Raw genomic sequence first — 26,999 nt, 5'->3', positions numbered from 1 at the left:
TCACTTTTTCGTAGACTTCTCTCGATTGTGACGCCGCCCGAAGAGACTCACGACGGCAAGTAGTGAGAGTAGCGTCAGGCCGAGACCGAATCCGGGTGTGTCAGTCGTGGTGGCCGAGATTGTTGTCGGGGTGGGTTCCGCAGTGGTCTCGGTCTCCGTGAGCGGCGCTTCGGTGGTGGTCGTGGATTCCTCCGGTGCGTTGGTTGCCAGTGCGAACCCGGTGAGGCCCGAAAAGTTCGCCTCATAGACCACGACGTCATCGGTTGCGTTCACTTGCGTGAGGGTGACTGCTCTCCACGAACCGTCGACGAGGTGGTAACCGACCACATCGATCGGGTCGACGCCGCGCTCTTTGAGGACGTCCCGACGCACGGAAAGCTGGAGCGTCGCGTCCACCGTACTGGCGTTCGTGACGTCAAGGTACGTGAGGACGGTGCCCTGTCCGGTAGAGAGCGCAGGACTCTCGGTCGGCGTCGCGCCCCCGATTACTTCGAGGTCACTGTCGCCGCCTGCGTTGACTGTGACGGTGAGTCGTTCGAGAGTGACGCCGGTTGTGCCGATCGTTCCATTCTCCACGGTCGCCGACAGTGTTTCGTTCGCGCTCGTATCGCGGATCCGGAAGACAAAGCTCTCGTCACCGAGGACCGCGCTGTCGATCGACGCACGGGGGGCGGTCGGCTGATCGTCGCCTTCACCGGTCGAGCCGTCGGACTGGTCGTTACCGTTCGACTGCGACGTAGAGTCGTCATCGTCCGACTGCGACGAAGAATCATCGTTGTCCGGCTGTGAATTCCCTCCATCCGAGCTGACCGTGTCGACGGTGAACGACACTGTCTCGGTGTGGCTATTGCCGGCTTGGTCCTCGACGGTTACTTCGAGGGTGTGGCTTGAGCCGTCAGTCAATCCGGTCGCCTCGAACTCAGCGTAGTCACCCGTGACTGTGGTGGCAGAGTCTGTCGTGACCAATGCGTCGTCGAACAGTACCACAGTTCGGCTCGCGTCCACTCCGCTGAGCGCGTCCTCGTACTCGACTGTGAGTGTCGCTGACGACGTCCCGGACGCAAACTCGTGGTTGTCGGTGGGTGTCGTCGCCGTGACGGCGGGCGGGGTGGTGTCAGACGCGACCGCCCCGTACGTCGAGAAGTGGGTGACGTTCGCGATCCAGTACTGATCGGACGTCCCGTTGACGGAGACGTTTTCGACCGTCGTCGGAACGTCGGACCACTGGCGGGTCGTCTCGTTGAAGTACCGGATGGTCACGTCGTCGACATCGGTTCCATGAGTCAGAAGCGACTCGTCGACCGGGATGCCGATGACGGCGTAAGTCATGTTGTCGGAGAGACGTTCACCGGGTACGGCGTTCAGGAACCTTACGCCTGCCTGTCCGCGAACGAGCGGTTCGAGGGCCACGTTGCTCTCGGTCATCGTGATGGAGGTGTCGTTGACCGGTTGGTCGGTGGTGAACCGGACGAACAGTCCAGACGGCTGCATCTGCACCGTGATAGTGTTGTTCGCGTCGGTGCTCTCGTTCGCGAACAGGGCCCTCGCTCGGTCAGTCCCGCGGTTCCCGGTGAGGTCGAGCGCTGTCACGGTGACGTTGTACTGACCGTTCGCCGGAAGGTCGAACGTCCCGTTCCAGTGGCCACCTTCGTTGGTGACACTGACGGTTTCGATCGTCCCGTCGGGATGTTCGACGTCGACGGCTAGCGCCCCAGGTCGGAGCGACTCGGTCGCGTTGACGGAGACGTTCGCGGCTGTCGCGTTCACTCGGCTGACCGTTGCCGCGAGACTGGGCGGCGCCCGGTCGAAGTCGACCTTGTCGGGAGCTATGGTGTCGACCCGGTTGCCGACATCGTCGCGCGCCGTTACAATCACGTCGTATCGACCGTCGTCGATCACGTCGTCGCCGTCGAATTCGACCGTCCAGTTACCGGTGGTCGCGTTGTACGCGGCGACATCCGTCACCCGGTAGGTCGAGGACTGCGAGTCGAGAGTGACCCGGACGTCGTCAACCGTCCCGAACTCGTCCGTGGCGTTCACCGAGATTTCGACCGTCTCGTTCGCGTAGACGGCCGTTCCGTCGTGGTACGAGCCGTTCACGTTGACGGCGTCGACGGTCGGGCCGGTGTCGTCGTAGCTGTCACCGGTGAGCAGGACGATCACGGTCGGTTCGTCGGGGTCGTTCGTCTGTATCATCAGTGTCGCGTTGGCCGAACCGACGTTCGTCGGGGCGAACTCGACGGTCAGGGTGTGGGTCGCGCCGTAGCCGAGTTCTGTGGCGGTGTTTCCGGCCGTCACCGCGAACGCGGAACCGTTCTGGTCGGTGTCTTCCGAACCGGAAAACGACAGGCTCCCGCCGTCGAGAGTACTACCATCCGTCGTATCGGTTCCGTCCGTACTGCCGAAGGCGCCACCCGCTTCCAGTATCGTCGCGTCGGAGAACGTCAGGTTCTCGTCGCCGACGTTGGCGATGGTGACGGTCGCCGTGACGTTCGTCCCGGCCGGGATGGTTCCGAAGTCGACGCTGTCTTGGGCCACCGCGACGTCCGCGAACCCTGAGACCGACGCGTCGACGACGGTGACCGTGACGGACTCGAAGCTCGAGTCCGCTCCGTGTTCATCCTGAATGCGGTAGACGAACGAGTCGGTGCCCGTGAAGTCGGGGTCGGGGGTGTACGTGAAGCTGCCGTCGCTGACGACACTCAGTGTGCCGTGCGACGGGTTCCCGTAGTGCCGCACATCGAGTGAGTCGTCGTCGAGGTCGTAGTCGTTCGCGAGCAATCCCGGCGCACTCACCGACAGTGTCTCGCCCTGGAGGACGACGTGGTAGTCCGGAGCGACGTCGGGCGCACGGTTGGGGTCGGGTAGGACGTCGACGGTGGCCGTGGCGTACCACGAGTAGGCGCCGTGGTCGTCCTGGACGCGGTAGTCGAACGAGTCGGTCCCCGTGAAGCCGGGGTCGGGCTCGTACTCGAAGCTGCCGTCGCTAGCGACGGTCAGTGTCCCGTTGTCGGGGCTCCCGTAGTGCGTTACGTCGATTGCGTCGCCGTCCGAATCTGCGTCGTTGACGAGCAGTCCCGGCCCTGACACTGACAACGTTTCGCCCTCGTACACCGAGTAGTGGTCGTCAGTCGTCTCCGGGTCGCGGTTCGGGTTCGGGACGACCTCAATGGTGACGGTTGCCCACCACGAGTACTCGCCGTGCTCGTCTTGGACACGGTAGTCGAACGAGTCGATTCCCGAGAAGCCGGGATCGGGTTCGTACTCGAAGCTGCCGGACGTGGTCGAGCTGTGAAGCGTGCCGTGACTCGGGCTGCTCTGATGGGAGGCGATGATCGAGTCGCCGTCCGGATCGTAGTCGTTTTCGACGCGACCCGGTGCACTCACCGTGAGCGTCTCACCTTGGAAGATCGAGTAGGTGTCCGCCACCGCGGTCGGTGCGCGGTTCCCCGCCGTGTCCGGGTCCGGGAGCACCTCGATGGTGACGGTGGTCCACGAGGAGATGTTACCCGAATCGTCCTCAATGCGGTAGACGAACGAGTCGGTGCCCGTGAAGCCGGGGTTGGGCTCGTACTCGAAGCTGCCGGACGTGGTCGCGCTGACGAGCGTCCCGTTGCTCGGGCTCCCTTGGTGGGAGGCGATGATCGAGTCATCGTCCGGATCGACGTCGTTGGCGAGGCGCCCCGGCGCGTTCACCGTGAGGGTCTCGCCCTCGTAGACGGTGTAGTTGTCTGGCATCGCGACCGGACTCGTCTCCGCAGGATCGACGACTTCGACGGTGACGGTCGCCCACCACGAATATTCGCCGCGGTCGTCCTGGACGCGGTAGTCGAACGAGTCGGTCCCTGTGAAGCCGGGGTCGGGCTCGTAGAGGAAGCTCCCGGCTGTCGTCGAACTGTGAAGCGTACCGTGGCTCGGGCTGCCCTGGTGAGAGGCGATGATCGAGTCACCATCAAGATCGTAGTCGTTCGTGAGCCGACCCGGTGCACCCACCGTGAGGTTCTCCCCCTTCAGTGTAGCGTAGTGGTCCGCGACGGCCACCGGTTCGGTGTTGTCGGCCGCGACTTCGATGGTGACGGTTGCCCACCACGAGTACTTGCCGTGTTCGTCTTGGACACGGTAGTCGAACGAGTCGATTCCCGAGAAGCCGGGGTCCGGTTCGTACTCGAAGCTGCCAGATGTGGTCGAGCTGTGGAGCGTGCCGTGACTCGGGCTCCCCTGGTGGGAGGCGATGATCGAGTCGCCGTCCAGATCGTAGTCATTCGCGAGTCGGCCCGGTGCGTCGATGACGAGCGTGTCTCCCTGAGAGACCGAGTACGCGTCCGAAACTGCGACTGGCTCGCGATTCTGCGGCGGGAGCACGTCGACGGTGACGGTCGCCCACCACGAGTACTCGCCGTGCTCGTCTTGGACACGGTACTCGAACGAGTCGGTGCCCGTGAAGCCGGGGTCGGGCTCGTACTCGAAGCTACCAGACGTGGTCGAGCTGTGGAGCGTGCCGTGGCTCGGGCTTCCCTGGTGGGAAGCGATGATCGAATCGCCGTCGGGATCGCGATCGTTTTCGAGGCGACCTGGCGCGCCGACGAGCAGTGTCTCGCCCGCGTGGACCGAGTAGTGGTCGTCGATGGCTTCCGGTACGCGGTTCTCCTCGACGATGTCGATGGTGACTGTCGCATACGAGGAGTACTCACCCTCCTCGTCCTGTACGCGGTAGACGAACGAATCAGTCCCCGTGAACCCTGAATCGGGCGTGTAGGTGAGACTACCGTCGGTGACGACGTTCAGCGTCCCGTTGTCGGGTGTTCCGTAGTGGGCCACATCGAGAGCGTCTCCATCCGGGTCGAGGTCGTTGACGAGTAGCCCCGGTGTGCTCACCGTCAGCGTCTCGCCCGCGGTGACGACGTAGTGGTCGGCGGCAACGACCGGGGGTCGGTTCGGCTCCGTGATGATTCCGTCACCCGAGAGCGCCACGTCTACCGTCGGGTCGTCTGCATCGTTTGTCGAGAGTTCGAGGGTCGCAGTCGTCGGTCCCGTGGCAGTGGGTGCGAACTCGACGGTGACGGTGTGCGAGTCGCCGGCCGCGATGGTCGTGGTTCCGCCGTTCGTGACGGTGTACATGCCGGCGTTGGTTCCGGAGAGCTGGGCACCGTCGAACGACAGCGGCGACCCACCAACGTTCGAGACGGTAACATCCGCGGTGGAAGTGTTTCCGACCTCCACGTCGCCGAAGTCGACGGCCGTCGGCGAGACGTCGACCTTGGCCGGACCGGCGCTGGTGCCGGTGAGCGTGGCCGTGACGGTGCCTTCGAAGTAGGTCTCCACTTCGAGCGTCGCGGTCTTAGCACCCGTCGAGGTCGGCGCGAACCGGAGCCAGATGGTGGCGCTGTCGCCCGGGTACACGTTCGTCTGCGGACCGCTCAGGATTGAGAACTCGTCGGCGTTCGTCCCCGTGATAGACGCGCTGTCGAGATAGAGCGTCTCGGTCCCTTCGTTCGTCACTTGGACGAATCGGTCGGTCGAGCTACCGACCTCGACGTCCCCAAAGTCGCGGGTCGTCGGCTCGACGACCGGAACGGCAACCGGTTCGGTCACGGTCACTTCGACCGGTGGCAGGCCCTCGATGGAGACGTTGTAGGTGCCCGTACTCGAGAACGTGTGAGTGAACTCCACCGTGTCGGAGGAACCGGAACTGACGCTGCCGGTCGTACTGTCTACGACACTCTCGTCGACTTCGAGGTCGGCGGTGTATGCGCAGTCGACACTTCCCTGGTTCTCGACGGTCGCGGAGACGGTGAACGCCTCACCGGTAGAGACGTTCAACGAGGAGACGGAGAGTCCCGAGTAGGTGAACGAGGTTTTCGCCGCATCCGTTGTTCCGCCCTCAAGCGCGACGAGCGAGTAGACATCCTCGCTGTTCTCTAACCCGGTTGCGTACAGCGTCCCGCCGACGACTGCCGGCGTGAACGCTGTCTCACTGTAGGCATCGTAGCGCCACACCAACTCACCAGTGTTGGCGTCGTATGCCCGGATGGCGCTGTCTGTCGTCGGAACGTACACGATGCCGTCGGCGTACACCGGCGAGTGCCTGGCAGCCGTACAGACTGCCGTGGCCCACCGCTGATTGCCGTTGTTCGCGTTTATGGCTTGGATCACGCCGTCCGCGGTGAAGTAGAGCGTGTCGTTCGCGAGGACGGGCGAGGAGCCGGTGTAGCCGTCGACGTTCGCAGGCGTGCTCCAGAGGGTGTTGCCGTCCGTCGCGTCCAGCGCGTAGATGCGCCCGTCGGTGTCGCCGTAGGCGGCGTCATCGACGTAGACGACGCCGTCTTCTACGACAGGTGAATGGAGTCTCGATCCCGTCCCCGTGATGGGTCGGTTCCAGACTTCCTCGCCCGTCGTCGCGTTGAGCGCGTACGTGTACCCGTCGTCGCTCGTGACGTAGACCGTGCCATCGACCACGGCCGGCTTCACGTTCATGCCGTAGTAGCTGCTGTCGCGCTCGAAGGTCCACAGCACCTCGCGGGTCGTGGCGTTCAGCGCGTGGACGAGACCGAAGTAGGAGTCGTCGTAATCAGAGCCAGCCACGTACGCAACGTCGTCGACGACAGTAATGCCTCCGACGTCACCGACGCCGTACGTCCAGAGCCGTTCGCCAGTCGCGGCGTTGAACTGATAGACGCGACCGTCAGAGTCGGCAGTGTAGAGGTAACCGCCGGCATACGTCGGCGGTACCTCGACATCGCGCGACAGGTAGGTTTGGTACTGCCATCGGAGCGCGCCGTCGGCCGCGTCGTAGGCGTAGACGAACTCGCCGCCGCTCACGTGGTTGCCGCCGACAAACACTGTCTCGTTCGCCAGCGTCGGGCCGCTTGTCCACTCGTAAGAGTGGTTCACAGACCAGCTCGCCACGTCCGCTCCAACTGCGGTAGGCGCTCCGGTCCCGGTATTGTTCCCGGTGTTCCCGGCGTCGAAACTCTCTTTCGGCCAGGAGTTCGCGTCGGGTGTGAGGTCTCGCGGGCCGCCGAGGGAGATGACGCTGCCGTCGCGCTCGTCACCAGCGCTCGCGGTGACGCCGGTGGTCCGGTCGTAGAGATACCGGTTCATCCCCGTATCCTCGTAATTCGGTTGCAGCGTGAACACAAAGTCGTCGCCTTCGCGGAGTTCGACCGTCCAGGTGGCGGTCTCGCTCTCGCCGGGCGCGAGCGTCCCGCTGCGCGAGGGGTAGTTCCAGATGTGATGAGATTGGCGACTCGAGTCGGGCGAAACACGGAGGTTTGCATTCCACGTCCGAGTCAACTCCCCGACGTTCGTCACCGTCGCCGTGACAGTTACGTTCTCGCCGATACCGACGCGCTCTGAATCGACTTTGAGGTCCGTGAACTCGAACGCGCCGCCTTCCACAAGAGCTCGGAGCGGTTGTCCCGACTCTTCGACGGTGAGCATCGTGCCGTTCGCGACGGTCTGTACGGTTCCGGAGGCTCTGGTGGTCGCGTCGGTGGCGCCATACTTCTCCCCGGTGACGGCGTCGTAGACGTGGGTTGGTTCGTCGTCACCCTCGCCGCCGTAGAGGAGACCGTCGACCGCGAGCAGTGTCGCGAGATAGGGGGTGCTGCGGTTCCACTCGAGGGTCCCACTAGCCGCATCGAGACGGTAGAGGTAGGATGTATCGTAGAGGAGGCCGCTTCCCAACTCACGCTGTCGCAGGAAGACCGCGTCCTCGGTGACAACGGGATCGTGGAGCCGCCAACCGTGACCTACGCTGGGCGACGTGTACCGCCACTGTTCACTGCCGTCGGAGACGCTTATCGCGTGAAGCTCCGGAGTGGTGTCGCCCGCTGAGTCGGACGTCCGATTGATAACGTAGACGAGGTTGCCTCGGACCACCGGCTGTTCGGTCGTGTCGAGGTTGAACGGTCGAGACTCGGTCGACCAACGCATCGAGCCGCCTGCGGCATCGAGCGCAACGAGGTCGGAGTAGTGCACCCGAGAACTGTCCACCCACTCTTCGTTCTGGAGAGTAGCGTAGACGGACCCATCGACCGCAGCGACCCCGTAGAACAGTTCAGTGGTTCCCCGTTCTGCACGCTCGTACTCCCATTTAACAGCACCGTCAGCCGCGTTTAGTGCAAGCACCGAACCGTTGCTGTACAGGTCCGTGTGCGGTTCGAAGGTACCACCAGCGACGTAGACCGTACCGTCTGCGACTATCGGCGCCTGGTCGTTGGGCACAGATCGATTCAGTGAGGTCTCGTGTCTCCACTCAAGGCTGCCGTCGCTCGCGTTCAACGCGAACACCGTGCCGTCGTTTCCGGCTCCCTCGCCGTCGAAGTTGAACGGTGTCGTGTAGAGGTAAACTGTCCCATCGTGGACGGTTGCCGAACCAGCGGACAACCGGTTGTAGGCGGAGACGTTGAACTTCCATTCTTCGTCCCCGGTTTCGAGGTCGTAGGCGGCGAGACTGTGGATGTTGTTCTGTCCGGATCGGTACTCACTGTGGACGACATAGGTAGTTCCGTCCTGGACGACCGGACGAGTGTCCCGGTTCAAATCCGTGACGTTCCACCGCTCTTGGAGGTGGCGCTTTGGCGCGACTGCATCGGGGTTACTCCCCGTGAGACCGCCGTCGAACTTCCACGTCGGCCAGTCGTCGACTTGGGACGTGTGGGAAACCTCTACGGTGAGTGGGCCGATAGCGGGGTCCGACTCCAGGGTGCGTTTGACCGAGAGGTTCCACTCCCCGGTGGTGTTAAACCGTCCCTCAAACGTCACCGTAGTCGAATCGCCAGCATTCAGCGTTCCGGTCGCACTGTCTTCCTCCCACCAGTCGACGTGTAACGGCGAATCTGCCATCAACGAGAGGTCGTAGTCACGGGGTTCGTCGTCGAGATTCTCGACCGTCACGTCCACCGTCACCAGCTCACCCGGCGTCGGAGTCATCGTAGACGCGCCCAGCCCCGAAAACAAGAAGGGTGGCGTCTCCAGCGCGTAGACGCGGACGACGTTCGCACCGCTCTCACCGACTGTTGCGTGAATGTATACTCGTCCGTCGGCGACTGCTGGATCCGTCGCCCGGCCTTCAACCCGGGAGGACCAATGGACGGTGCCCGTGTCGCCATCGAGGGCGTAGACGAATCCCCGGTCGTTGGTGGCGTAGACAACCCCGTCGGCCACGGCGGGCGGGTTCGTGTTCATCGTCGTATACGTGAGTCCGTAGTCGACGTCTCCGGCCATCCGGTGGACCCATTGGCGCTCGCCGGTGGCTGCGTCGAGCGCGTGAATTCCGTTACCCATCGAGACGAAGACGGACCCGTCGGCGACCGCAGCGCCGTTCGGCCGGACGTGGGCGTCGTAGATCCACTCGAGGTGGCCGTCAGTCTCGTTCAACGCGTAGAACTTCGGATCGTAGGTTTCGCCTCCGAAGGATTCCTCGTCGCCGGCACCGACGTACACTGTTCCGTTCGCGACAACTGGATTCATCTCGATGTGGCCTTCGACCTCGAATCGCCAGCGCTCTTCTCCGTTCGAGGCGTTCAACGCGTACACGGCACGCTCGCGGTCGAAGCTATCGCTGAGCCAGCCGGTGACGTAGACGGTGTCCCCGGAGGCTGCGATGCCGCCCGCCGCATCGTCGGCGTAGTTGACGTACCACAGTTCCGTTCCGTTCTGAAGGTCGAAAGCGTAGAGGTAGTGACCCTGATATAGCGTTCGTTCGACGTAGAGGGTCCCGTTCAAGATGACAGACGACTCCGCCTCGAAGTCCGTCTCGTTCCAGAGTTCCGTGCCGCTCACCGCATCGTAGGCACGGATTTCGTCGTCGGTCCAGCTACTTACGGCTACGGCGATTCCGTCGGAGACGGCGACATGCTGGACGTTGAGGTCTGTGTCGTTCCAGACCGTCTCACCTGTCTCGTTGTCCAGTACCTGCAGCCCCTCTCGGGTCGGCACGAACACTCGGCCGTCAGCGACGACCGCTGGTTCGGTCTGGCTCTGATTTTCCGCCTCGTAAACCCATCGTGACTCAGCACCTGTTTTCGGCCCCGAGGAGTTCGGGTTGTATCCGGAACGCCCCGGATCTCGGCCGGCGGTCGACCAGTCGTCGGAGTCAAGCGTCGGCCACTCCTGCGTCCCGGCTGATGCCGCTGCGCCGTCGGTATTGAGTGATCGACTCACGTCGGTGACACCGTCTTCAACGGACGTCTCAGCCAGAGTGCTTTCAGCGACGTTCTCGGACGAGGTCGTCGACGGTTCGAGGGTGGCTCCGACGGGACCGACGAAAACGGAGAGAACGATGAGCGCCGAAATCAGGACGGCGGCAATAGAGTCAGTTTTGATACAGGAAAACCGCAGTACGGCTACGTTGCCCCGAAGTTGAGACATATTAAGCGGACCATACGTTAGATACCGAATATATGCACCTACCGTACATTAACCGAGGTACGGTCATCTGTTCACCATCCGGATACCGTTCCATTTACCGAACAGTTATCGCGACTCACTGCCAGTACCATTTGTAATGGCCGCCGACCCCTCAGACGACGACACACTTTTGCTAGAAGCGCTAAAGCGTGCCGACGCGCTGAGGGCACTCAGAAACGGCCCGATGACCCGGGCGAACCTGATGGACGTTCTCGGAGTCTCCCGGACCACCATCCACCGAACCGTCCGCAGCCTCGAAGAACAAGACCTTATAATCCAGAAGGGCAGCACCTTCGAGTTGTCCGCGTTCGGACGAACCGTCGCCGACGAGGTGTCTACTTACCGGCGACGACTCTCGGCTGCCCAGCATGTCAAATCATTCCTCGAAACCATCTCGGACGCGCCGTTCGACCTCGATGTAGGCCTGCTGGCAGAGGCCACCGTGACCAAGGTGGAGCCGACGAACCCGTACGCGCCCGTCGGCCGCTTCATGGAACTCCTCAAACAATCAGAAACGCTACGCGGCTTCGACACCACCACAGTCGCGCCCATTTACGTCGAAGAAATCAGAGAGGAGATTCTCGGCGGGATGGAGACTGACATCGTCTACCTCCCAACCGTCATCGAAGACATGCTGGATGCGTACCCCGACGACCTCACTGCGGCCGCAGAGAGCGGTCGGCTCTCTCTCTGGAAGCATGATGAACTCCCGTTCGGCCTCGCCATCTTCGACGAGCGAATCGGCCTCGGCGCATACGACGACGAGACGGGGATGCTCCGCGTCTTCGTCGACACCGACGCCCCCGAGGCGCGCAAGTGGGCAGTCGACCTGTATCGGCAGTACCGCGAGGAAGCAGGCTCCACAGACCTCTCGTCCGTCTCACGCTGACGAAGTTTCCGTTCAGCGTAGGGAGGTGGCCAAAAACCTCGTATTCGAGGAGCCACGCCCCTGAGTGAGGCCCAATAACGTTCCTCCAGCCGGTACTGTCCGGCGGCGAAATAGGCGTCTGCACCAATATGACCGTCAGCCTCATGTGCCGATACGGAAGGGGACTCCTCACCGTGTGTCTACAGAATATAGAAATCTAGGTTTCGTAAATCATGATTTCCATTTTCGGGAGTTCTCTCTGGATACAAGATGACAGAGTCGTATGGCCGAATTCGTTTATTAGTCCGACACGGCGGAGTTTGTCGTGATTTACGGTCGGCGGCGGCTTGCCAAGAGCGAGTTAATCTAATCAACCCCCGACTGAGTCCGTAGACGCCCAATTTGGTCACGAAATGCCGCAGGCGGTGTGATAGAGATGGCTGCTTTTGCTAGGGCGTGAGCGACAAGTTAGTCGCTGCTCGAACAACTATCAACGAGTGATCCGAGTCTGTGAGGACCACGGCTACTTTGCTGACGATAACTGCCCTGTCTGTGGTAACAAAGGAGAGCCCGTGCTCGACGAAAAGCGGCGACGTCAACTCTCGAGGTTCGTGAGCGGCGCACTGCGTCACTTCCCCGACGACTTCGGTCTATCAATCGACTCACAGGGATGGACCGACTATGATTCCCTTGCCAAGGTTGTCACAGCCAAGTACGCGTGGGCTGAACCCAGACACGTTGCGGCAGTCATCGAAACTGACGAAAAGGGCCGGTTTGAGCGTCAAGATGATCGGATTCGTGCCGCCTACGGTCACTCGATCGACGTGGACCTCGAAGCGACGGAATCGACAGTACCAGACCAGCTGTACCACGGGACCGACCCACGGATACTCGATTCGATACTCGAAGAGGGATTGCGGCCGATGTCGCGGCAGTACGTGCATCTCTCATCAACGATTGAAGAGGCCCACACTGTCGGGCGACGACACGCTGACACGCCTGTTGTGCTCGCTGTCGACACTGACGCAATGAAACGAGAGGGATACCAGATCGACAAGCGGGGAGCAGAAACGTTCACCGTGGAGCGTGTACCGCCCAAATATATCGATGACCGTACTCGATCTGTATGACTTTCCAACACCCTGATCAGTAGCCACCCTACTCGACGGGGTCGAACATGTTGTCGAAGTCGAAGCCGTCCAGATTCGTCGATACATCGTCGTACTGGTTGCCCACGAACACCGACGCGGCACTGTCACTGTTCACGCCGAGCGTCCCGCCCCGGAAGCGAGAGAATCTGACGTCAGTACGCTCAGCGCCCAGCAGCAAGAGGACATTCGCGTCGCCAGTCTGTCGGAACTCACAGTCGTCGAAGACGACGCCTGGTGTTCCCACGTGAATCCCGTGACGATCTGCGTACGCACCATGGTCGAATCGGAACGTGCAGCTGCGAAACGTGACACCAGCTCCACCATCTGCGACCTGGACCGAGTACTGTCTCGCGTCTCCAGAGCCTGAATCGCGAACCACGACGTTATCCATCAGTACCTTGTTCTCGCGTTTTCCAGAGATCTTTATCGCTCGCGACGACGCATCCGACTCGATGACCGTGTCGCGAACGACGGCTCCTTCACTGACGCGCAGGAGGTCATTCTCCCAGCTCGTCGCGGTGATCGTACAGCCCTCGATGCGTGGGCGACCCTCCTGCGCCCAGATGCCGCACCCAGTATGGTCGACGTGCTCGCCGTCGAGGACCACGGTCGCATCGCGAACGACATCGTCGCCGTGTTCGCCAGTGCCCAGCCGGATGTTCCCGTTGCCGTTGTTCTCGAAGTGCCCGCCCTCGATGATGGTCCGTCCAGGCCCCGAAGTCTTCGCGTAGACGCCGTTGTCGATGAAGCCACTCACCTCACAGTCCTCCAGCCGGAGCGTGCCCTCGTGCTCGGCCTCGACGTTCACCCCGATTCGATAGTTGTGCTGCTGCTGCGTTCCAGGCTCGTAGATACAACCGTCGGCCATCCGGAGGTTGCGGACGACGCCGGTCCCTTCGGGCGTCGTGATGTTGAACCACATCAATGACGCAGGCGGGCGTTCCAAGCGATCTATCTGACCGGTAACGCTGACGTCTTCGACCAACAGCCCATCCGGGACGGTCGCCCCGATTGCTCTCGGGCCGACTCCCGACTCGGAAAAGTCGAAGGTGACGTTCTTGACAATCGCGCGTTCCGTGCCGACGAAGGTGAGCGCCCGACTCATCTCAGGGTCGGTGACTCGGAGTGTCGCGTCAGGCCTGCCGACGACCGCCACGCCGGCCCGCTCGTCGAAGTGCAGCTCCTCGTCGAGGTGATGGACACCGTTGGACAGCACGTAGACTACGGGGTCCTGCGCAGCGGTGGCGCTCACCGCTTCGTTGACCGAACTGTACTCACCGACGTCGACGATACTCCACCCTTCGATGCTCAGGTGTTCTACTGTTGCTCTCATAGGTATTTCTGCAAAAGAGGAGGTGCAACGAGCGACTCGGCGTCTGGCCAGCGCGCGAACATCTCCTCGAACGTTGACTCAGTGAGGACGTCGGAGTTCGCCCTCGGGCACAAACACTGTGGCTTGAGCGTCACCGTCAGGGCCGGGTCAACGATTCGGACGACAACCAGGTCGTGAACAACGTCGTTTGTTCTACCTAACCATTTATCCAATTATCATGTGTCGACACTACGGACTGCCCTTTGTTTCGACGTCGATCGAGTGGGTGGCTCGCTCATATTGTCACTATTGTTATGCGTACACGGTGCGTATCAATACACTCTGAATCACGATGTCTGAGCCATCAAACAACGGTATCATACGGTGGTTCCACGACTTAGACGCCGAAGATAGTGGTGTCGCTGGTGGCAAGGGCGCAAACCTAGCTGCGCTAGCACAGGCTGGCCTCCCCGTCCCACAAGGATTCGTTGTCACGACCGTTGCATACGAGGCGCTCGTCGATTCACCACAGATTCGAGACGCAATCGATCACCTCGATGCACTTGACTCGACCGAGACCAACACACTCACTGCAGTCGCCGCCGACCTTCGGTCGCTCCTCGAGAGTCGTAAATTCGATGCGTCTATTGAGACGGCAATCACCGACGCGACGGCATCGTTCGAGAATACAGCTTCTTTCGCCGTCCGGTCGAGCGCCACAGCTGAGGATCTGCCAAGCGCGTCGTTTGCCGGTCAGCACGAGACGTTCCTTGGCGTTGAAAACGAAGCTGTCCTCAACCGCGTCCGCGATTGCATGGCCAGTCTCTTTACCGACCGAGCGGTCGCCTACCGGGCGCACAACGAAATCGCCCACGGCGATGTGCAAATGGCCGTCGTCGTCCAGCCGATGGTCGACGCTGAGGCCGCTGGCGTCCTCTTCACCACGGACCCCGCAACTGGGAACCGACACATCGCATCGATCGATGCGAGCTTCGGTCTCGGGGAGAGCATCGTTGCCGGGGACGTCACGCCCGACCACGCGCTCGTGAACACCCAGACCGATGAGGTAGTGGAGTACACGATTAGCACGAAGACGATCGCCGTCGAGTTACAAAGAGACACCATTACGGGCGAGAACACACGACGTATCGAACCCGTAGGAAGGCGCCCCGTCGAAACGGGTGGAACCAGGCGGATCGAACTCTCTCCGGATCGACGGGAGTCGCGTGTACTCACCGACGACCAGCTTCGCACGCTCGTCGGACTCGGCGAACGGGCTGAACGGCTCCTCGGGGCACCACAGGATATCGAGTGGGCGCTCGTCGACGGCCAGTTCGTGCTCCTGCAATCGCGTCCTATCACGTCGTTGTTCCCGCGTCCGTCGCCGTTGCCCGTCGACGAGCGCCTCCACGTCTACATCAGTATGGGTCACATGCAAGCGATGCCGGAGGCGATGCCACCGCTTGTCCGAGACATCTGGCGAACCTACACCGGAAACGCGCTCTCTGCCGCCGGCCTCAGTAACCCGACAGTCGAGGCCGGAGGGCGGGTCTTTATCGACATCACCTCGTTCCTACGCCATCCTGGCCTCCAATCTGGGTTAATCGAGCGAATCGCCGCGATAAACGAACCCATCTCTGCCGGTCTCGACGAAATTGTGTCGCGACGATCAAAGGAGTTCGAGTCCCGTGGCGTCACGATCGGCGCGCTCCCGGGATACGTCGCCACGGCCGGGCGAGTGGCCCTACTGGTCGGCCCCGCAATCCCGCGCATCATTTGGAACGTCTTTGGTGCGCTGGCCGGCCGTGGGCCCACCCCCGACGAGTCCTGGGATCGCTTGGGCGACCTGTTTGTCGGAGAGGTCACCGACAGTGAGACCACCGAAGGCCGAGCTCGCGCCGTGTTCGAGGCCATCGATATCGGGCGCATTCTCCGTGAGGCTTACCCACGAATCAGCCCGTTGTTCCTAGCGTTCACACTCGGTGGCTGGCTCATGCGAACGTTCCCCGACCACGCCGACGACGTGAACGCAGTCGGCCGAGGGTTCGAACGCGATGTCGTCACTCGGATCAACCTCGGCCTCGGCGACCTCGCCGACGTCGCCCGAGGCCACCCACAGGTCGCCGCGGCCCTCCGTGATGGTGCCTCCCTCACTGACCTCGAGAAAGTGAAGGGTGGTGAGGCGTTCGTTGAGGCGTTCGACGGTTTCCTCGACGAGTTTGGCCACCGCAGCACCGGCGAGATCGATCTCAGCAGGCCACGTTGGTCCGAAGACCCGTCAATGCTCCACGCCGTTGTCCAGGCGAACTTGACGGATGAGGAGGTGGGCGACCACCGTGAACGTATCCGACATCTCGAGTCCGAAGCGGAAGCGGCCGCTGTGCGTCTTGAATCGCTTGCCGATTACGGCCTTTTGGGGCCGCTCCGCCGCCGCTATGTCCGCTGGCTCATCCGCACGTATCGCGACACGGTCTACCTCCGGGAGTACCCCAAACAGGCCGCCGCCCGAGCGTTCACCGTGTGGCGGACGGCACTGCTGGATGCTGGGGAACTGCTCGCCGCTGAGGATCGACTCAACCGACCGGACGACGTTTGGTATCTCCGCCGAGACGAACTGTTCGCCGCACTTGATGGCAAAGACGTCAACGTCGATATCGCTGCCCGCCGTCGGGAACACGCACGTGATGTCGGCGTGGACGCCCCGCCCGTGTTGACGAGCGAGGGGGAAGCCGTTCGCGGTCACGTGGATCGCGGAACGGTTCCCGAGGGGGCGCTGGTTGGGACTGGCGTCTCATCTGGCGTCGTCGAGGGAGTAGCCCGTATCATCCGTGACCCCAAAGTCACGACGGTGGAACGAGGCGAGATACTCGTAGCGCCCTCGACCGACCCCGGGTGGACACCGTTGTTTCTGAATGCCGCCGGGCTCGTCTCAGAAGTTGGTGGCCCCGTTAGTCACGGTGCGCTTGTCGCTCGAGAATATGGGCTGCCCGCTGTCGTCTCTGTCCCAGAAGCAACAAAGCAGATTCGAACCGGGCAACGTATCCGCATTGACGGCACCCGTGGTACAGTCGAACTACTCGATGTACAGTCGGCGACCACCAACGAGGTGGGCACCGAGCAACCCGAGCCCGATTCCAGTAGAGTTGAGTGACGTGTCTCGGACGGCCCCGAGGTACTCGCCTTGTGTGTCTATAGAATCTACAGATTCGAGATGTCCTCTTGTAGCTGCGAGAGCCGACTGTACGACCTAATCGAGCCAACCGGAGCGTTTTCGTCGCTCAGGGCCAAACGAGTGGTATGGACGAGGGAAACGTCGTGGTTGAGTGTCGTGACTGCACGTTCGACGAATCATTCCCAAATCTCGGTCGTGCACGCGTCGCTCTCAACGACCATGAGCTAGAGACCGGTCACGACGTCGACTGGCAAATTAACCGTGTCTCCGCTGGCGTCGAACAGGCAGGTGCCGATGCTGGCATCTTTGGTATCTCCGGCTGTGCGAATACGAATTCGGCACTTTTCGACTGGCAACGGTCTACCGACGACCACGAATAGGACGGTCGTTTTTAGCTTGCTTCGGCAGTCTCACCGAACCGTTGCTCGACGAACGTCGCGAACTCGTCGGCGAACATCTCGACCTCCTCCCAGTCTGTGTACTCGACGTCGGCCAGGGGGTTCGTTCCCGATGAGTCTGTTCGGGCGACGAATTTGACGAGTGCGCGCATCAGGAAGCCGTACTCTGAGAACCGTAGTGCGCCGCCGAATAGACCGATTCGATCTGGATGCCAATCTGTGGCTTCGATGAACTCGTCGACGTATCGCGCTGCCTCCGCCGCGCCTTCCTCGGTTCCCGCCCCGGACGATCCCGAGACTTGAAAGAAGCCGTTCAGCTTTGTCGCCAGCGCGTCGCGGTTCGCTTTGGCGAATTTGCGGACCGCCTTCTGCTGTTTGCCCATGTGGATCGACGCTCCAACCAGTACGGCGTCAAAGTCGTCGATATTGAAATCTGCGTCAATCTCCTTTACGTTCACCGTCGTCGTCTCGTGGCCGCGGTCTCTGAATTCAGCGTCGATGCGCTCGGCTATTTTTGCGGTCTGTCCCTCACCAGTCGCGTACACAGTGAGGATGTGTGCCATAGATTCACATACTAATTCATCGAGCAAAAAGCAGGCCCCTTCATTTTCTACGGAGCACTGGTGCGCGTCAGGCGAGCTATCCTGAAAGCAAGCGGCGTTATAATAATGGAGATTGCTGCCAACAATTCTGAAGTCACTCTCTGAGTAGTTCTCTGAGTGCAATTCCGATATAGAGGAGGCCGACGAGTCGGGTGCCTGCGTACACCCACGGTTTCCATTCACAGTTGGAAGCATCTGCGTAGGCTAACTCAGAGCCATAGTCGACATACGCCCGTGGGAAGAGAAACGCAAGGAGGCCGATGATGCCAAGGAATTCTTTGAATGTGGCGTATGTGGTGTCGCTTCGCCACATGAAGAATAAGAAGAGCAGTCCCTCAATCCGGGCGCCGGGGATGACCCAAGATTTGTACTCGCATTCGCCTGAATTGTCGAGTGCAAGTTTTTCTGCAGCACTGATGAGTCCTTTTGGTGTGAGGAGTTCTGTGAGGCAGACGATGGTGAGGATGATACGTAGCATGACCGGAACTAGTGCCACACCTACCAAATTCAATACACGCCCTGAATCCAGTGATTCGCATCACTTGCCCCAAAGCGCGAGTAGACAGACTAGCGATAGTTCACCGATATCGTCTGGTACGTCTTGAGGTGGCGTTTGGGTTTGAATATGGGCCACTGCCGTATTAACCAACACAGACGCCAATAGCAAAGCCTCGTTGGTTAAGTGAATCCTGTTTGTATGGGTGGTGGGACGCGCTACTCGGAGGTAGAAGAAGTTCGGGATGGCTTACAGTCCATATTCCAGTATTCCGTGAATCACGAACTACACGGCAGCACTGAGTGAAGGCATAATTTAACGCGGGTGTGCTGAATAGAGGGCGCGTATCCATCAACACGAGACGATGCCATCTGAGAGGCGTTCAGCGAGTTTCCATCCCGAGATATAGGAGAAGTATGGCGATCAAATACAGCGCCATCCCTCCGACGACACCCCACGTCAGCACGTTCGACGGGTCGAAGTTAGCCCAGACACGGACGACACCGATCAGCACCAACGTGAAGCCAAGTATTTGACTTTGGATCAGTATTCGTGCGGCGCTCCAGCGTGGATCGAGTACGACGACACCGTTGACGACACCAAAGAGCGCAAACCATCCCGCCAAAATTCGCGCCGTGAAAGGAGAGACGGTCCATGGCCACCCACCAATCATGAGTTCCGGGGCGACGAACAGGCCGATAGCACTGACTGTGAGGAGAACTCCGACACCACCACCGAGCACCCGCACCGCTTGTGGCAGACGGGGCTTACTTCCTGTTAGTTCCTCGGAATTGGTCCGTCGATTGATTGCCCAAATCGCTGGAATGAGGACGGGGGTGACTGCGTAGAGGAAGACCCAGAGGTCGAACGTGAAGTGACTGTGGTTGAAGTTTTCCCAATGGAGCACGGTGGCGATAGCCATCAACCAGGTGAAGGTAGCAATCCCGAGGAAAACCGGGGCGACCGTGTGCCACTTGTCGACGGTGGAAACTCGATAGAAGAAATACACACCTGCCCCATAGCCTGCGCCCATGATGATTGGCGTCATTTCGGGCCTGATGGTCCACGCGAAGTATGTAGTGGTCTGATCGGGCAGTCCGTAGAGGACCAGAAACGCCGCGGCTAGAAACGGGATAATGAAGCGCGCGACCCATTGAGTAATCGGGAGGACTTGTCCGTCACGGGCAGAGGTACCCACCCATCTTCGAAGAACTGAGTTCTGTTTGCCCATTGTTACCACATTTCTTACTTCCTAATTTCGTGTATGAGAGTATATGTGTTCCCTCCCATTCGATGAATACACCCTCTCTATTCAGCACGCGCTTTCTGACAAGAGATGGGTAGGTTTCAGCGGTTGTGCTGAATAGAGGGCGCGTATCTTCCGTAGAGAGTACTCCTCCTAAAGAACGTTCTCCCGATCATAGCAAACTGAAATCACCGAAACATATTATTGACTTCTCTGATATTATTCCGCATGGATAGCGGACCACTCATTCCTCTCGACGAGTCGAGTAAGGGTTCGGATAGCCCCTGGCTCATAGTCGTAATACTTCTCATATTCCTCGCGTTTGTAGCGATGCTCTATTTCACTTGATTCGCGTTAAAAGCGAGAGTTTAGAGGATTATTCAGCTGTACACTTTTGAATAGGTGGCTCTCACCGTGCTAGACTCATCCTCTGTATCTCGCACTCCGTTACTGACAGCTGTCGAGAGGCTTGCTCACTGCCTGCTGAATACAGGGTGCGTATCGGTCACTAACTCTCTGCCAAACAGAGGTGCGCGTGCCGTCGTCTGGATTACGTACTACTATTGGCGGATTTACTCGCAGCGGCGACCGTCCGGGCCGTCTCGACCCAACCGTGGTCCGGGAACGCTGCTGGACGAACGGTGTAGGTATAGCGGGGCTCACCCTCCGCATCAAGTGTGATGTCGAACGCGTAGATGATTCCATCTTCGACGCCGAGTGAGAGAGAACCTGTGACGGCTGGCGCGACACGAGAGTTGTCAGGCTCTGTATCAGATAGCTGGTACGTGATGACAGGGACACCGTGGTGTGTCGTCGTGTCGGTTGCCTCCCAGTCGTAGGAGTCGAGGATATCCGTGTGCCGACCAATATTCGTGGGAGCTATCTGTCCGTAGTGACGGTCATACCGATAGTACGCGTCGGTGGCGTTATCATAGGTAAACTGTGGGTCTGATTCCAACTCCTCGCGTGGCTGATGTTCGGGAATTTGTTTAGCAGGCTGGACGTACGCGTACGTATCGCCGTTGCGATAGTCCTTTGCGCCATACCATAGGTCGGAGATCACTTCTCCGGTGGATGAGTTGATGTAGTAGTTCCCTTCGACACGGCGACGCCCGGGCGGTTCACTGTAGATAATCGCGTACGAATCCCAGTGATCCCTCGGCGTGTGCAAAACCGTATTATCGTCCGAACTAAGCGTCGAGAAGTTGATGGAGTCCGGTCCTGCCCCGTCGGGATACTGCTGAGGGGGGTTTGACTGACCACTCGTCGTTGGTCCATCTGCACTGTATATACTGTCGGTACAGCCCGCGAGACTTGATACTCCGACGCCGAGTGTAGAGAGGAGGGCGCGGCGTTTCATGCCAAATACTATCTGCTACAAATGAAGTATATTCCGACTGCCGACCAGAGAGGTATGTTGCAAATGTATGCGCTTTTGAATCGTTGGCTTATCGCGAGCGGGGTGAAGTGAACGGCGCTCCAGTGCTGAACACATCCTCTGTATCTCGCACGGCGTTTCTGGCTGAACCTTGGTAGTTCGTAGAGGTGCTGCTGAATAGATAGCGCAAATTTAGCATGAGGTGAGAAGAAATCTATGAAGGACGGTGATCGGGACGTACAGGACATTGGTTTACTAAACGGTGGAAGTACCCCGAGGATCAGTAGCGACTAACCCAAAAGGCTGAATCGCTAGTAATTAGGTATGGCTATTGAGGCCTCATTCACTATCGAGCAAGCGGATTTCCCGTTGAGTGCTGTTTTTGAGCAATTAACCGACGTGTCTATCGAGTTAGACCGGGTTGTGCCAACGGGTGAGGCTGTTGTCCCCTATTTCTGGATTTCTGCCGACGACACGGCTAAACTCACCACAGATTTGAGTGCTGATCTCGGGATCAATCAGGTCAAAGTAATCGATCAATTGGAGAAACAAATGTTCGTGCGTATTGACTGGAATCTCGACTATGAGAGTATTCTGACGGCTATCGTCAATACCGATATTACGCTCCTTTCTGGAATCGGAAATAACAAGCAATGGACGTTTGAGGTCCGTGCAAGCGAGCAACAGGCCCTCTCAGATTTCCAGACGTACTGCCAAGAGCACAACATCCCGGTTGAGCTCACTGAGCTGCACGCTATTTCGTCGCTCAAGTCTGATCGAGAGTACAATCTGACAGATGGGCAACGAAAAGCGTTGGTACTGGCGTATTCCCGTGGATACTTTGACTCACCGCGAGACGCAACTCAAGGTGATCTCGCAGACGAACTCAAGATCACCCGGCAGGCGGTCTCATCGCGGTTACAGCGCGGCATTCGACGCCTCGTAGCGAGTACCCTAGTTACTCCCGACGAGTAAACACGAAAACATCGTATAAAGGCGTGTTGCGCGAGCAAAAGCCACTCTCAACCCCATAGAAGGCCTCCGCTATGTTGATGGAACCCTCTCAAGAGAATCTGGCTGATGAAATCACACCGTCGATGAGTGTTATCGAATTCGATGTGGATGAAGAATGTTTCCGGGCGACGTACGACAGTACTCGTGACTCGACGAGTTTAGCAGTCGTTGAAGTTGTTGCGACCGCTCTTGACAGGGACCCACTGGAGTTGATTCCACTCCAGTCCATTATCGAGACAGACGTGCTTGACGAACGGACCGCGAAGTTATCTAACGGACTTGGGGACTGCGATTGTATTTCGTTCTGTTACGAGGAAGTCGACGTCACAGTACGGAGTGAAGGAATCATCGAGGCTGCCCCCACCGAGAACACGTAATCGGCACCGATGCTTCCGTATCAAATTGTGTGTGCTAATTGTGGAACGCCTCGGATAGGCCGGAAACTAATGCCTGGTGCTGAGGTCATTCCGTATCAGGATATGTGCTCCACGTGTGGATGCGAGAATTTCCAGATCGGAGGTGAGACTGGAGATGAGTAAGCAGGCGGATTCAAGTCGTGGGGACTTCCTGACTGTGCTACGAGAGCAACAACAGCGCGTGGTGACTGCATTAGAAACAGAAGAGAAAATCGATGCAACACCAATTATTTGGGATGAGGAAGTCCTCTCCTGCGAGGAGTACGTCACCCTCGTCTATGAACTCCACCACGTCCACCTTCTTGAGTTACAGACTACCGGAGTGATTGAGTTTAATCGACACGAAGAGACAGTAATACGAGGGTTACGGTTCCATGAGGCCCGCCCACTGCTCAAACGCGGTGACGACCGTTGAGCCGCTACGGACAGGTATCGGCATATTCTGAAACCATCTACTTCGATATGTTCTAGCGAGGTTTATCACGAAAGAATTCTCGCACCCTTACTGAATACACTCTCTGTATCTCGCACGTCATTACTGACAGCTGTCGAGGGGTTCACTCAGCGGCTGCTGAATAGAGAGCGCGTGTGTTGCAAAGGATTGAGCTAGAGATTCTGGTTAAATCCTACTGAATTGGCTTTGTTCAGCAGGTAAATGCGAAAATTATACTGCGATTGAATCTAAAGACGTAGTATGTCAGAACATATAGAACGCCTCCTCTCTCTTCTCGTCATATTAGTTGCTCTCGGGATGATTAACCAAACTTGGTCTCCGCCGGGACTGGTCTGGCATCTAATCCTACTCGTCGTTGGTGGAGGTGCTTCCCTCTACTCTGCGATTCGTTTCGTCTCTACGTCCTGAATTCACACAGTCCAGACTCATCGGAGTATGTGGTTTGAACCAGTGCTGAATACACCCTCTGTATCTCGCACGGCGTTTCTGACTGAACCTTGGTAGTTCGTAGAGGTGCTGCTGAATAGATAGCGCTTCTCGGTCATGTGGACTCCCCGATCTCAGTGTTACATATAGGGTGTATATCTACCGATCGCTCACTCAAACGAGAGGAATATGAGGACGTATCACCCCCCGGTGACGATGATGCCTAATCTTAAACGTTCCCCGTGAGTAAGGAGTGGCAGTGAGCCGAAGGAGCGAGCCGAGGGACCAAGGGAAAGTGAACATCGAGCGGGGACTCGAAGCACTGCGTCAGAGTTCGGAGTTTCGCGGCCCGGTCGAACCCCTCGACGATCATACCCACGCGAACGACCATTTCGCACTCCTCTACGAGACCCAAGAGGAGCAGTTTGCAGCCGCCATCCCGTTCATGCGCCAGGGGTTTGAACGGGGCGAACGGTGCCTGTACATCACCTATGAGAACTCCAGAGAAGAGGTCCTTGAGGCCATGCGGGCCGATGGCATTGATGTCGACGCCGCACTCGAATCGGGCGCATTCTCCATCCACACCGCCCAGGACAGCTACCTCCGGAACGGGACATTCGACCCAGACGATACGATTGCGTTCCTCGACGAGGCCATCGAGGAGGCTACCGAGGAGTACGAGGCGCTCCGGGTGACCGGCGAGATGAGTAGTGTCTTGGAGGAAGACCCCGACGGTGAGGATCTCATCAGGTGCGAGGCCAAGGCCAACTACCTCTTCAATGACGTGGACGGCATCGCGCTCTGTCAGTACAACTGCGCGCGATTCTCGCCGGGGGTCATCCACGACGTCATCAGCACCCATCCCCACATCATCCACGGCAACAGGGTCAGTCACAACGTCTACTACACACCGCCCGAGGAATTCTTCGGTCCCGAGAAATCGGCCCACAAAGTCGACCGGATGATGGAGACGCTGCGTAATCTGACTGAGGCGAAGACGGAACTCCAGGATCACAAGCAGGCTCAGCGAACGTTGTACGAGATTGTGGCCGGCTCCGACCAGACGTTCGAGGAGAAACTTCAGGCACTGTTCGACCTCGGGTACGAACGGCTCGACCTCGAACTGGGCGGGATGGCCTGCGTAGATCCGGCGACCGACCTCTTCGAGGTGGAAGTCATGAGCGGAGACCATGAACACCTCGTTCCGGGAGCCAAAGTCGAGCTTTCGGAGACCTACTGTCGAGTAATTGCTGGCGGTGAGCGGACGGCTGGCGACTCAGACCCCGTAGACAGCGGGTTCGAAGACACGAAAGCCTACGAGGAGTTCGGCGGGAGAGCCTACCTTGGGACCCACGTCGAAGTCGACGGCGATGTCGACCGGATGCTCTTCTTCGTCTCGACTGAGCCACGGGACCGGGAGTTCTCGGACGAGGAACGCACGTTCCACCGCCTGATGGGCCAGTGGGTAGAGTACGAACTTGAACGCGGGCAGGCCGCGGAGGCACTGCGCGAACATACCCACACCCTCGAAACAATCAACGAGGTGGGCAACTCACTGGCCGCCGAACTCGACCTCGAGAATCTGGTGCAGGAGGTTACAGACGCCGGTACGGAAATAACCGACGCGGAGTTTGGTGCCTTCTTCTATAACGTCATCGATGATCAGGGCGAATCCTACACGCTTTATACCCTCTCAGGAGTTCCTGATGAGGCATTCGAGGACTTCCCGATGCCGCGCAATACGGAGGTCTTCGGTCCGACCTTTCACGGCGAGGGGGTCGTCCGTTCGGACGACATCACCAAAGATCCGCGCTACGGTAATAACGCGCCCTACAAGGGGATGCCCGAAGGCCATCTGCCCGTATGCAGTTACCTGGCGGTTCCTGTAATTTCGAACTCCGGTGAAGTACACGGCGGCCTTTTCTTCGGCCATTCGGAGCCGGGTATATTCACCGAGAAGGATGAAAGCATCATCACCGGGATTGCTGCTCAAGCAGCCGTAGCCATTGATAACGCTCGACTGTATGAAACGGTGCGCGAAAGCGAGGAGCGATTCCGTGCGTTGGTCTCCGCGAGTTCGGATGTCGTATATCGCATGAGCCCTGATTGGAGTGAAATGTACTATCTCGAAGGCAAGGAGTTCATCCCCGATACGCAGGAATCGACCACCGATTGGCTTGATAAATACATTCATCCAGACGACCAGGAGCGAGTTATGGAGGCCATCGACGAAGCGATCCAGACCAAGAGCATCTTTGAGTTGGAATCTCAGGTGGAGCAAGTCGATGGGAGCCTAGGTTGGACGTACTGGCGTGCGGTCCCGATGCTTGACGAGGACGGTATTATCGACGAATGGATCGGGATGGCGAGAGACATCACCGAGCGCAAAGAGTATGAGCAGGAACTCAAACAAACCAACGCTCAACTGGAACGCTCGAACGAACGACTTGAGCGGTCGAACACCGAATTGAAGCGGTTTGCCTACGCCGCCTCCCACGATCTTCAGGAACCACTACGGATGGTATCCAGCTATCTGCAACTCCTCGAACACCGCCATGCGGACGATCTCGACGCCGACGCACAGGACTACATCGAGTTCGCCGTCGATGGTGCCGATCGGATGCGCGAGATGATCGACGCGCTCCTCAAATACTCGCGGCTCGACTGGGACGGCGACGAATTTGAACCAGTTGACTGTGCCGTTGTCCTCGATGAGGCCATGGGCAATCTCCAGATCGCCATCGAGGAGAACGACGCCGAGATCACCTCGGACTCACTTCCGACGGTCATGGGTGACAAACAACAGCTGATCCAGTTGTTCCAGAACCTGCTCGATAACGCCATCACGTACGCCGGCGATGAACCACCGCGTATTCACGTCACCGCCGAGAAGCCGAACGGTAAGTGGGTGCTGTCCGTCCGTGATAACGGGATCGGGATTGATCCAGACAAGACCGACGGTATCTTCAGGGTGTTCAACCGCCTCCATACCACTGACGAGTTTGCGGGCACTGGCATCGGTCTCGCACTCTGCCAACGGATCGTCGATATTCACGACGGCCGCATTTTGGTCGATTCAAAACCCGGTGAGGGGTCGACCTTCTCCTTCACGGTTCCCGATACAAAGGAGTACGTAGATGGTGATTCGTAGGTGAGTGAGAAAATCTAGATCCGGGCGGTCCCATACCGAATAAAACTATTGCGGAGCTTCTTACCGGTTCTAACGACCTACAGAGCCTCTTCTCTTTCGGAGGTGTTGTCTGATGGCGACCGACCTCTCGTCGGTCGCTGGAGAGCGTCGCTGTCTCCACTGCGACAGCCACATCACCGAGCAGTTCGCCCGTGTCTTCGGGGATCATCGCGATAGGGTACATCGCTGTCCGCGCTGCGATACACACGCTCGAATCAGTCGCGGTAGCGCTGTCGGTCTCTCTGTCAAAATCCCTGACCCGCAAACGTCCGCCGGTCGCCACGGAGGGCAGAACTGATGGCCGCTACCGACGAAGGCGAGACAACAGACCTCTCAACGCTCGCCTACAGCGGCCCGCTCAGGACCGACGGACCTGGAGAGTTCCGCTGCGACGAGTGCAACGCACGCTGCACAGAAGACCCTCGGAACGGAACCGAGTACGGCCATCGCGTCGGCTGTCCGA

Annotated in this window: 15 protein-coding genes; 9 read left to right on the top strand and 6 right to left on the bottom strand. The window is 59.2% G+C overall.

Annotated features, from left to right (window positions below; all coding sequences use genetic code 11):
- Complete coding sequence (locus LAQ58_RS17445) at positions 1-10,167, bottom strand: Ig-like domain-containing protein (RefSeq protein WP_224450535.1); 10,167 nt, start codon at positions 10,165-10,167, stop codon at positions 1-3.
- A gap of 343 nt (positions 10,168-10,510) precedes the next feature.
- Between LAQ58_RS17445 and LAQ58_RS17440 the strand changes: the two genes are divergently transcribed.
- Positions 10,511-11,302 (top strand): helix-turn-helix transcriptional regulator, encoded by a 792-nt coding sequence (locus LAQ58_RS17440; RefSeq protein ID WP_224450534.1) that lies wholly within the window; start codon positions 10,511-10,513, stop codon positions 11,300-11,302.
- Between the two features lie 551 nt (positions 11,303-11,853).
- Positions 11,854-12,411, top strand: coding sequence for an RNA 2'-phosphotransferase (locus LAQ58_RS17435; RefSeq protein WP_224450533.1), 558 nt, complete (start codon positions 11,854-11,856; stop codon positions 12,409-12,411).
- A gap of 28 nt (positions 12,412-12,439) precedes the next feature.
- Here the strand turns inward: LAQ58_RS17435 and LAQ58_RS17430 are convergent, their stop codons facing one another.
- Positions 12,440-13,765: a right-handed parallel beta-helix repeat-containing protein gene (locus LAQ58_RS17430; protein WP_224450532.1), complete on the bottom strand. Its 1,326-nt coding sequence runs from the start codon at positions 13,763-13,765 to the stop codon at positions 12,440-12,442.
- A 331-nt stretch (positions 13,766-14,096) separates the two neighbouring features.
- Between LAQ58_RS17430 and LAQ58_RS17425 the strand changes: the two genes are divergently transcribed.
- Both LAQ58_RS17425 and LAQ58_RS17420 read left to right on the top strand, forming a co-directional pair.
- Complete coding sequence (locus LAQ58_RS17425; protein WP_224450531.1) at positions 14,097-16,895, top strand: PEP/pyruvate-binding domain-containing protein; 2,799 nt, start codon at positions 14,097-14,099, stop codon at positions 16,893-16,895.
- Between the two features lie 146 nt (positions 16,896-17,041).
- Positions 17,042-17,296 (top strand): DUF7542 family protein, encoded by a 255-nt coding sequence (locus tag LAQ58_RS17420; protein ID WP_224450530.1) that lies wholly within the window; start codon positions 17,042-17,044, stop codon positions 17,294-17,296.
- Positions 17,297-17,307: 11 nt separating this feature from the next.
- Here LAQ58_RS17420 and LAQ58_RS17415 read toward each other — a convergent pair whose 3' ends face one another.
- From LAQ58_RS17415 to LAQ58_RS17400, 4 genes are all read right to left on the bottom strand, one after another.
- On the bottom strand, positions 17,308-17,877 hold the full coding sequence (locus LAQ58_RS17415; RefSeq protein ID WP_224450529.1) for a flavodoxin domain-containing protein: 570 nt from the start codon (positions 17,875-17,877) through the stop codon (positions 17,308-17,310).
- 133 nt (positions 17,878-18,010) lie between these two features.
- A complete protein-coding gene (locus LAQ58_RS17410; RefSeq protein ID WP_224450528.1) occupies positions 18,011-18,394 on the bottom strand; it encodes a hypothetical protein in 384 nt (127 codons plus the stop codon).
- A 400-nt stretch (positions 18,395-18,794) separates the two neighbouring features.
- Positions 18,795-19,643 (bottom strand): hypothetical protein, encoded by an 849-nt coding sequence (locus LAQ58_RS17405; RefSeq protein WP_224450527.1) that lies wholly within the window; start codon positions 19,641-19,643, stop codon positions 18,795-18,797.
- Positions 19,644-20,208: 565 nt separating this feature from the next.
- On the bottom strand, positions 20,209-21,018 hold the full coding sequence (locus LAQ58_RS17400) for a hypothetical protein (RefSeq protein WP_224450526.1): 810 nt from the start codon (positions 21,016-21,018) through the stop codon (positions 20,209-20,211).
- 342 nt (positions 21,019-21,360) lie between these two features.
- Between LAQ58_RS17400 and LAQ58_RS17395 the strand changes: the two genes are divergently transcribed.
- The 5 genes from LAQ58_RS17395 to LAQ58_RS19175 all read left to right on the top strand — a co-directional run bounded on the left by LAQ58_RS17395 (position 21,361) and on the right by LAQ58_RS19175 (position 26,834).
- Positions 21,361-22,011, top strand: coding sequence for a helix-turn-helix domain-containing protein (locus tag LAQ58_RS17395; protein WP_224450525.1), 651 nt, complete (start codon positions 21,361-21,363; stop codon positions 22,009-22,011).
- A 77-nt stretch (positions 22,012-22,088) separates the two neighbouring features.
- Positions 22,089-22,427: a HalOD1 output domain-containing protein gene (locus LAQ58_RS17390; RefSeq protein WP_224450524.1), complete on the top strand. Its 339-nt coding sequence runs from the start codon at positions 22,089-22,091 to the stop codon at positions 22,425-22,427.
- 115 nt (positions 22,428-22,542) lie between these two features.
- Positions 22,543-22,881 (top strand): hypothetical protein, encoded by a 339-nt coding sequence (locus LAQ58_RS17385; RefSeq protein ID WP_224450523.1) that lies wholly within the window; start codon positions 22,543-22,545, stop codon positions 22,879-22,881.
- A gap of 724 nt (positions 22,882-23,605) precedes the next feature.
- Positions 23,606-26,497, top strand: coding sequence for an MEDS domain-containing protein (locus LAQ58_RS17380; RefSeq protein WP_224450522.1), 2,892 nt, complete (start codon positions 23,606-23,608; stop codon positions 26,495-26,497).
- Positions 26,498-26,609: 112 nt separating this feature from the next.
- Entirely contained in the window at positions 26,610-26,834 is a 225-nt protein-coding gene (locus tag LAQ58_RS19175) for a DUF7563 family protein (RefSeq protein ID WP_425490742.1), read from the top strand.
- Positions 26,835-26,999: the final 165 nt, after the last annotated feature.

It is taken from the genome of Haloprofundus salilacus, assembly GCF_020150815.1.
Taxonomy (GTDB): Archaea; Halobacteriota; Halobacteria; order Halobacteriales; family Haloferacaceae; genus Haloprofundus; species Haloprofundus salilacus.
Note: the sequence above shows the minus strand (reverse complement) of the source record. Positions and strands in the feature narration are given on the sequence as shown.

Coding starts and splice junctions, on each gene's coding strand:
- LAQ58_RS17440 (WP_224450534.1), top strand. CDS start 10,511: ATGGCCGCCGACCCCTCAGACGACGACACACTTTTGCTAGAAGCGCTA.
- LAQ58_RS17430 (WP_224450532.1), bottom strand. CDS start 13,765: ATGAGAGCAACAGTAGAACACCTGAGCATCGAAGGGTGGAGTATCGTC.
- LAQ58_RS17425 (WP_224450531.1), top strand. CDS start 14,097: ATGTCTGAGCCATCAAACAACGGTATCATACGGTGGTTCCACGACTTA.
- LAQ58_RS17420 (WP_224450530.1), top strand. CDS start 17,042: ATGGACGAGGGAAACGTCGTGGTTGAGTGTCGTGACTGCACGTTCGAC.
- LAQ58_RS17415 (WP_224450529.1), bottom strand. CDS start 17,877: ATGGCACACATCCTCACTGTGTACGCGACTGGTGAGGGACAGACCGCA.
- LAQ58_RS17410 (WP_224450528.1), bottom strand. CDS start 18,394: ATGCTACGTATCATCCTCACCATCGTCTGCCTCACAGAACTCCTCACA.
- LAQ58_RS17405 (WP_224450527.1), bottom strand. CDS start 19,643: ATGGGCAAACAGAACTCAGTTCTTCGAAGATGGGTGGGTACCTCTGCC.
- LAQ58_RS17400 (WP_224450526.1), bottom strand. CDS start 21,018: ATGAAACGCCGCGCCCTCCTCTCTACACTCGGCGTCGGAGTATCAAGT.
- LAQ58_RS17395 (WP_224450525.1), top strand. CDS start 21,361: ATGGCTATTGAGGCCTCATTCACTATCGAGCAAGCGGATTTCCCGTTG.
- LAQ58_RS17390 (WP_224450524.1), top strand. CDS start 22,089: ATGGAACCCTCTCAAGAGAATCTGGCTGATGAAATCACACCGTCGATG.
- LAQ58_RS19175 (WP_425490742.1), top strand. CDS start 26,610: ATGGCGACCGACCTCTCGTCGGTCGCTGGAGAGCGTCGCTGTCTCCAC.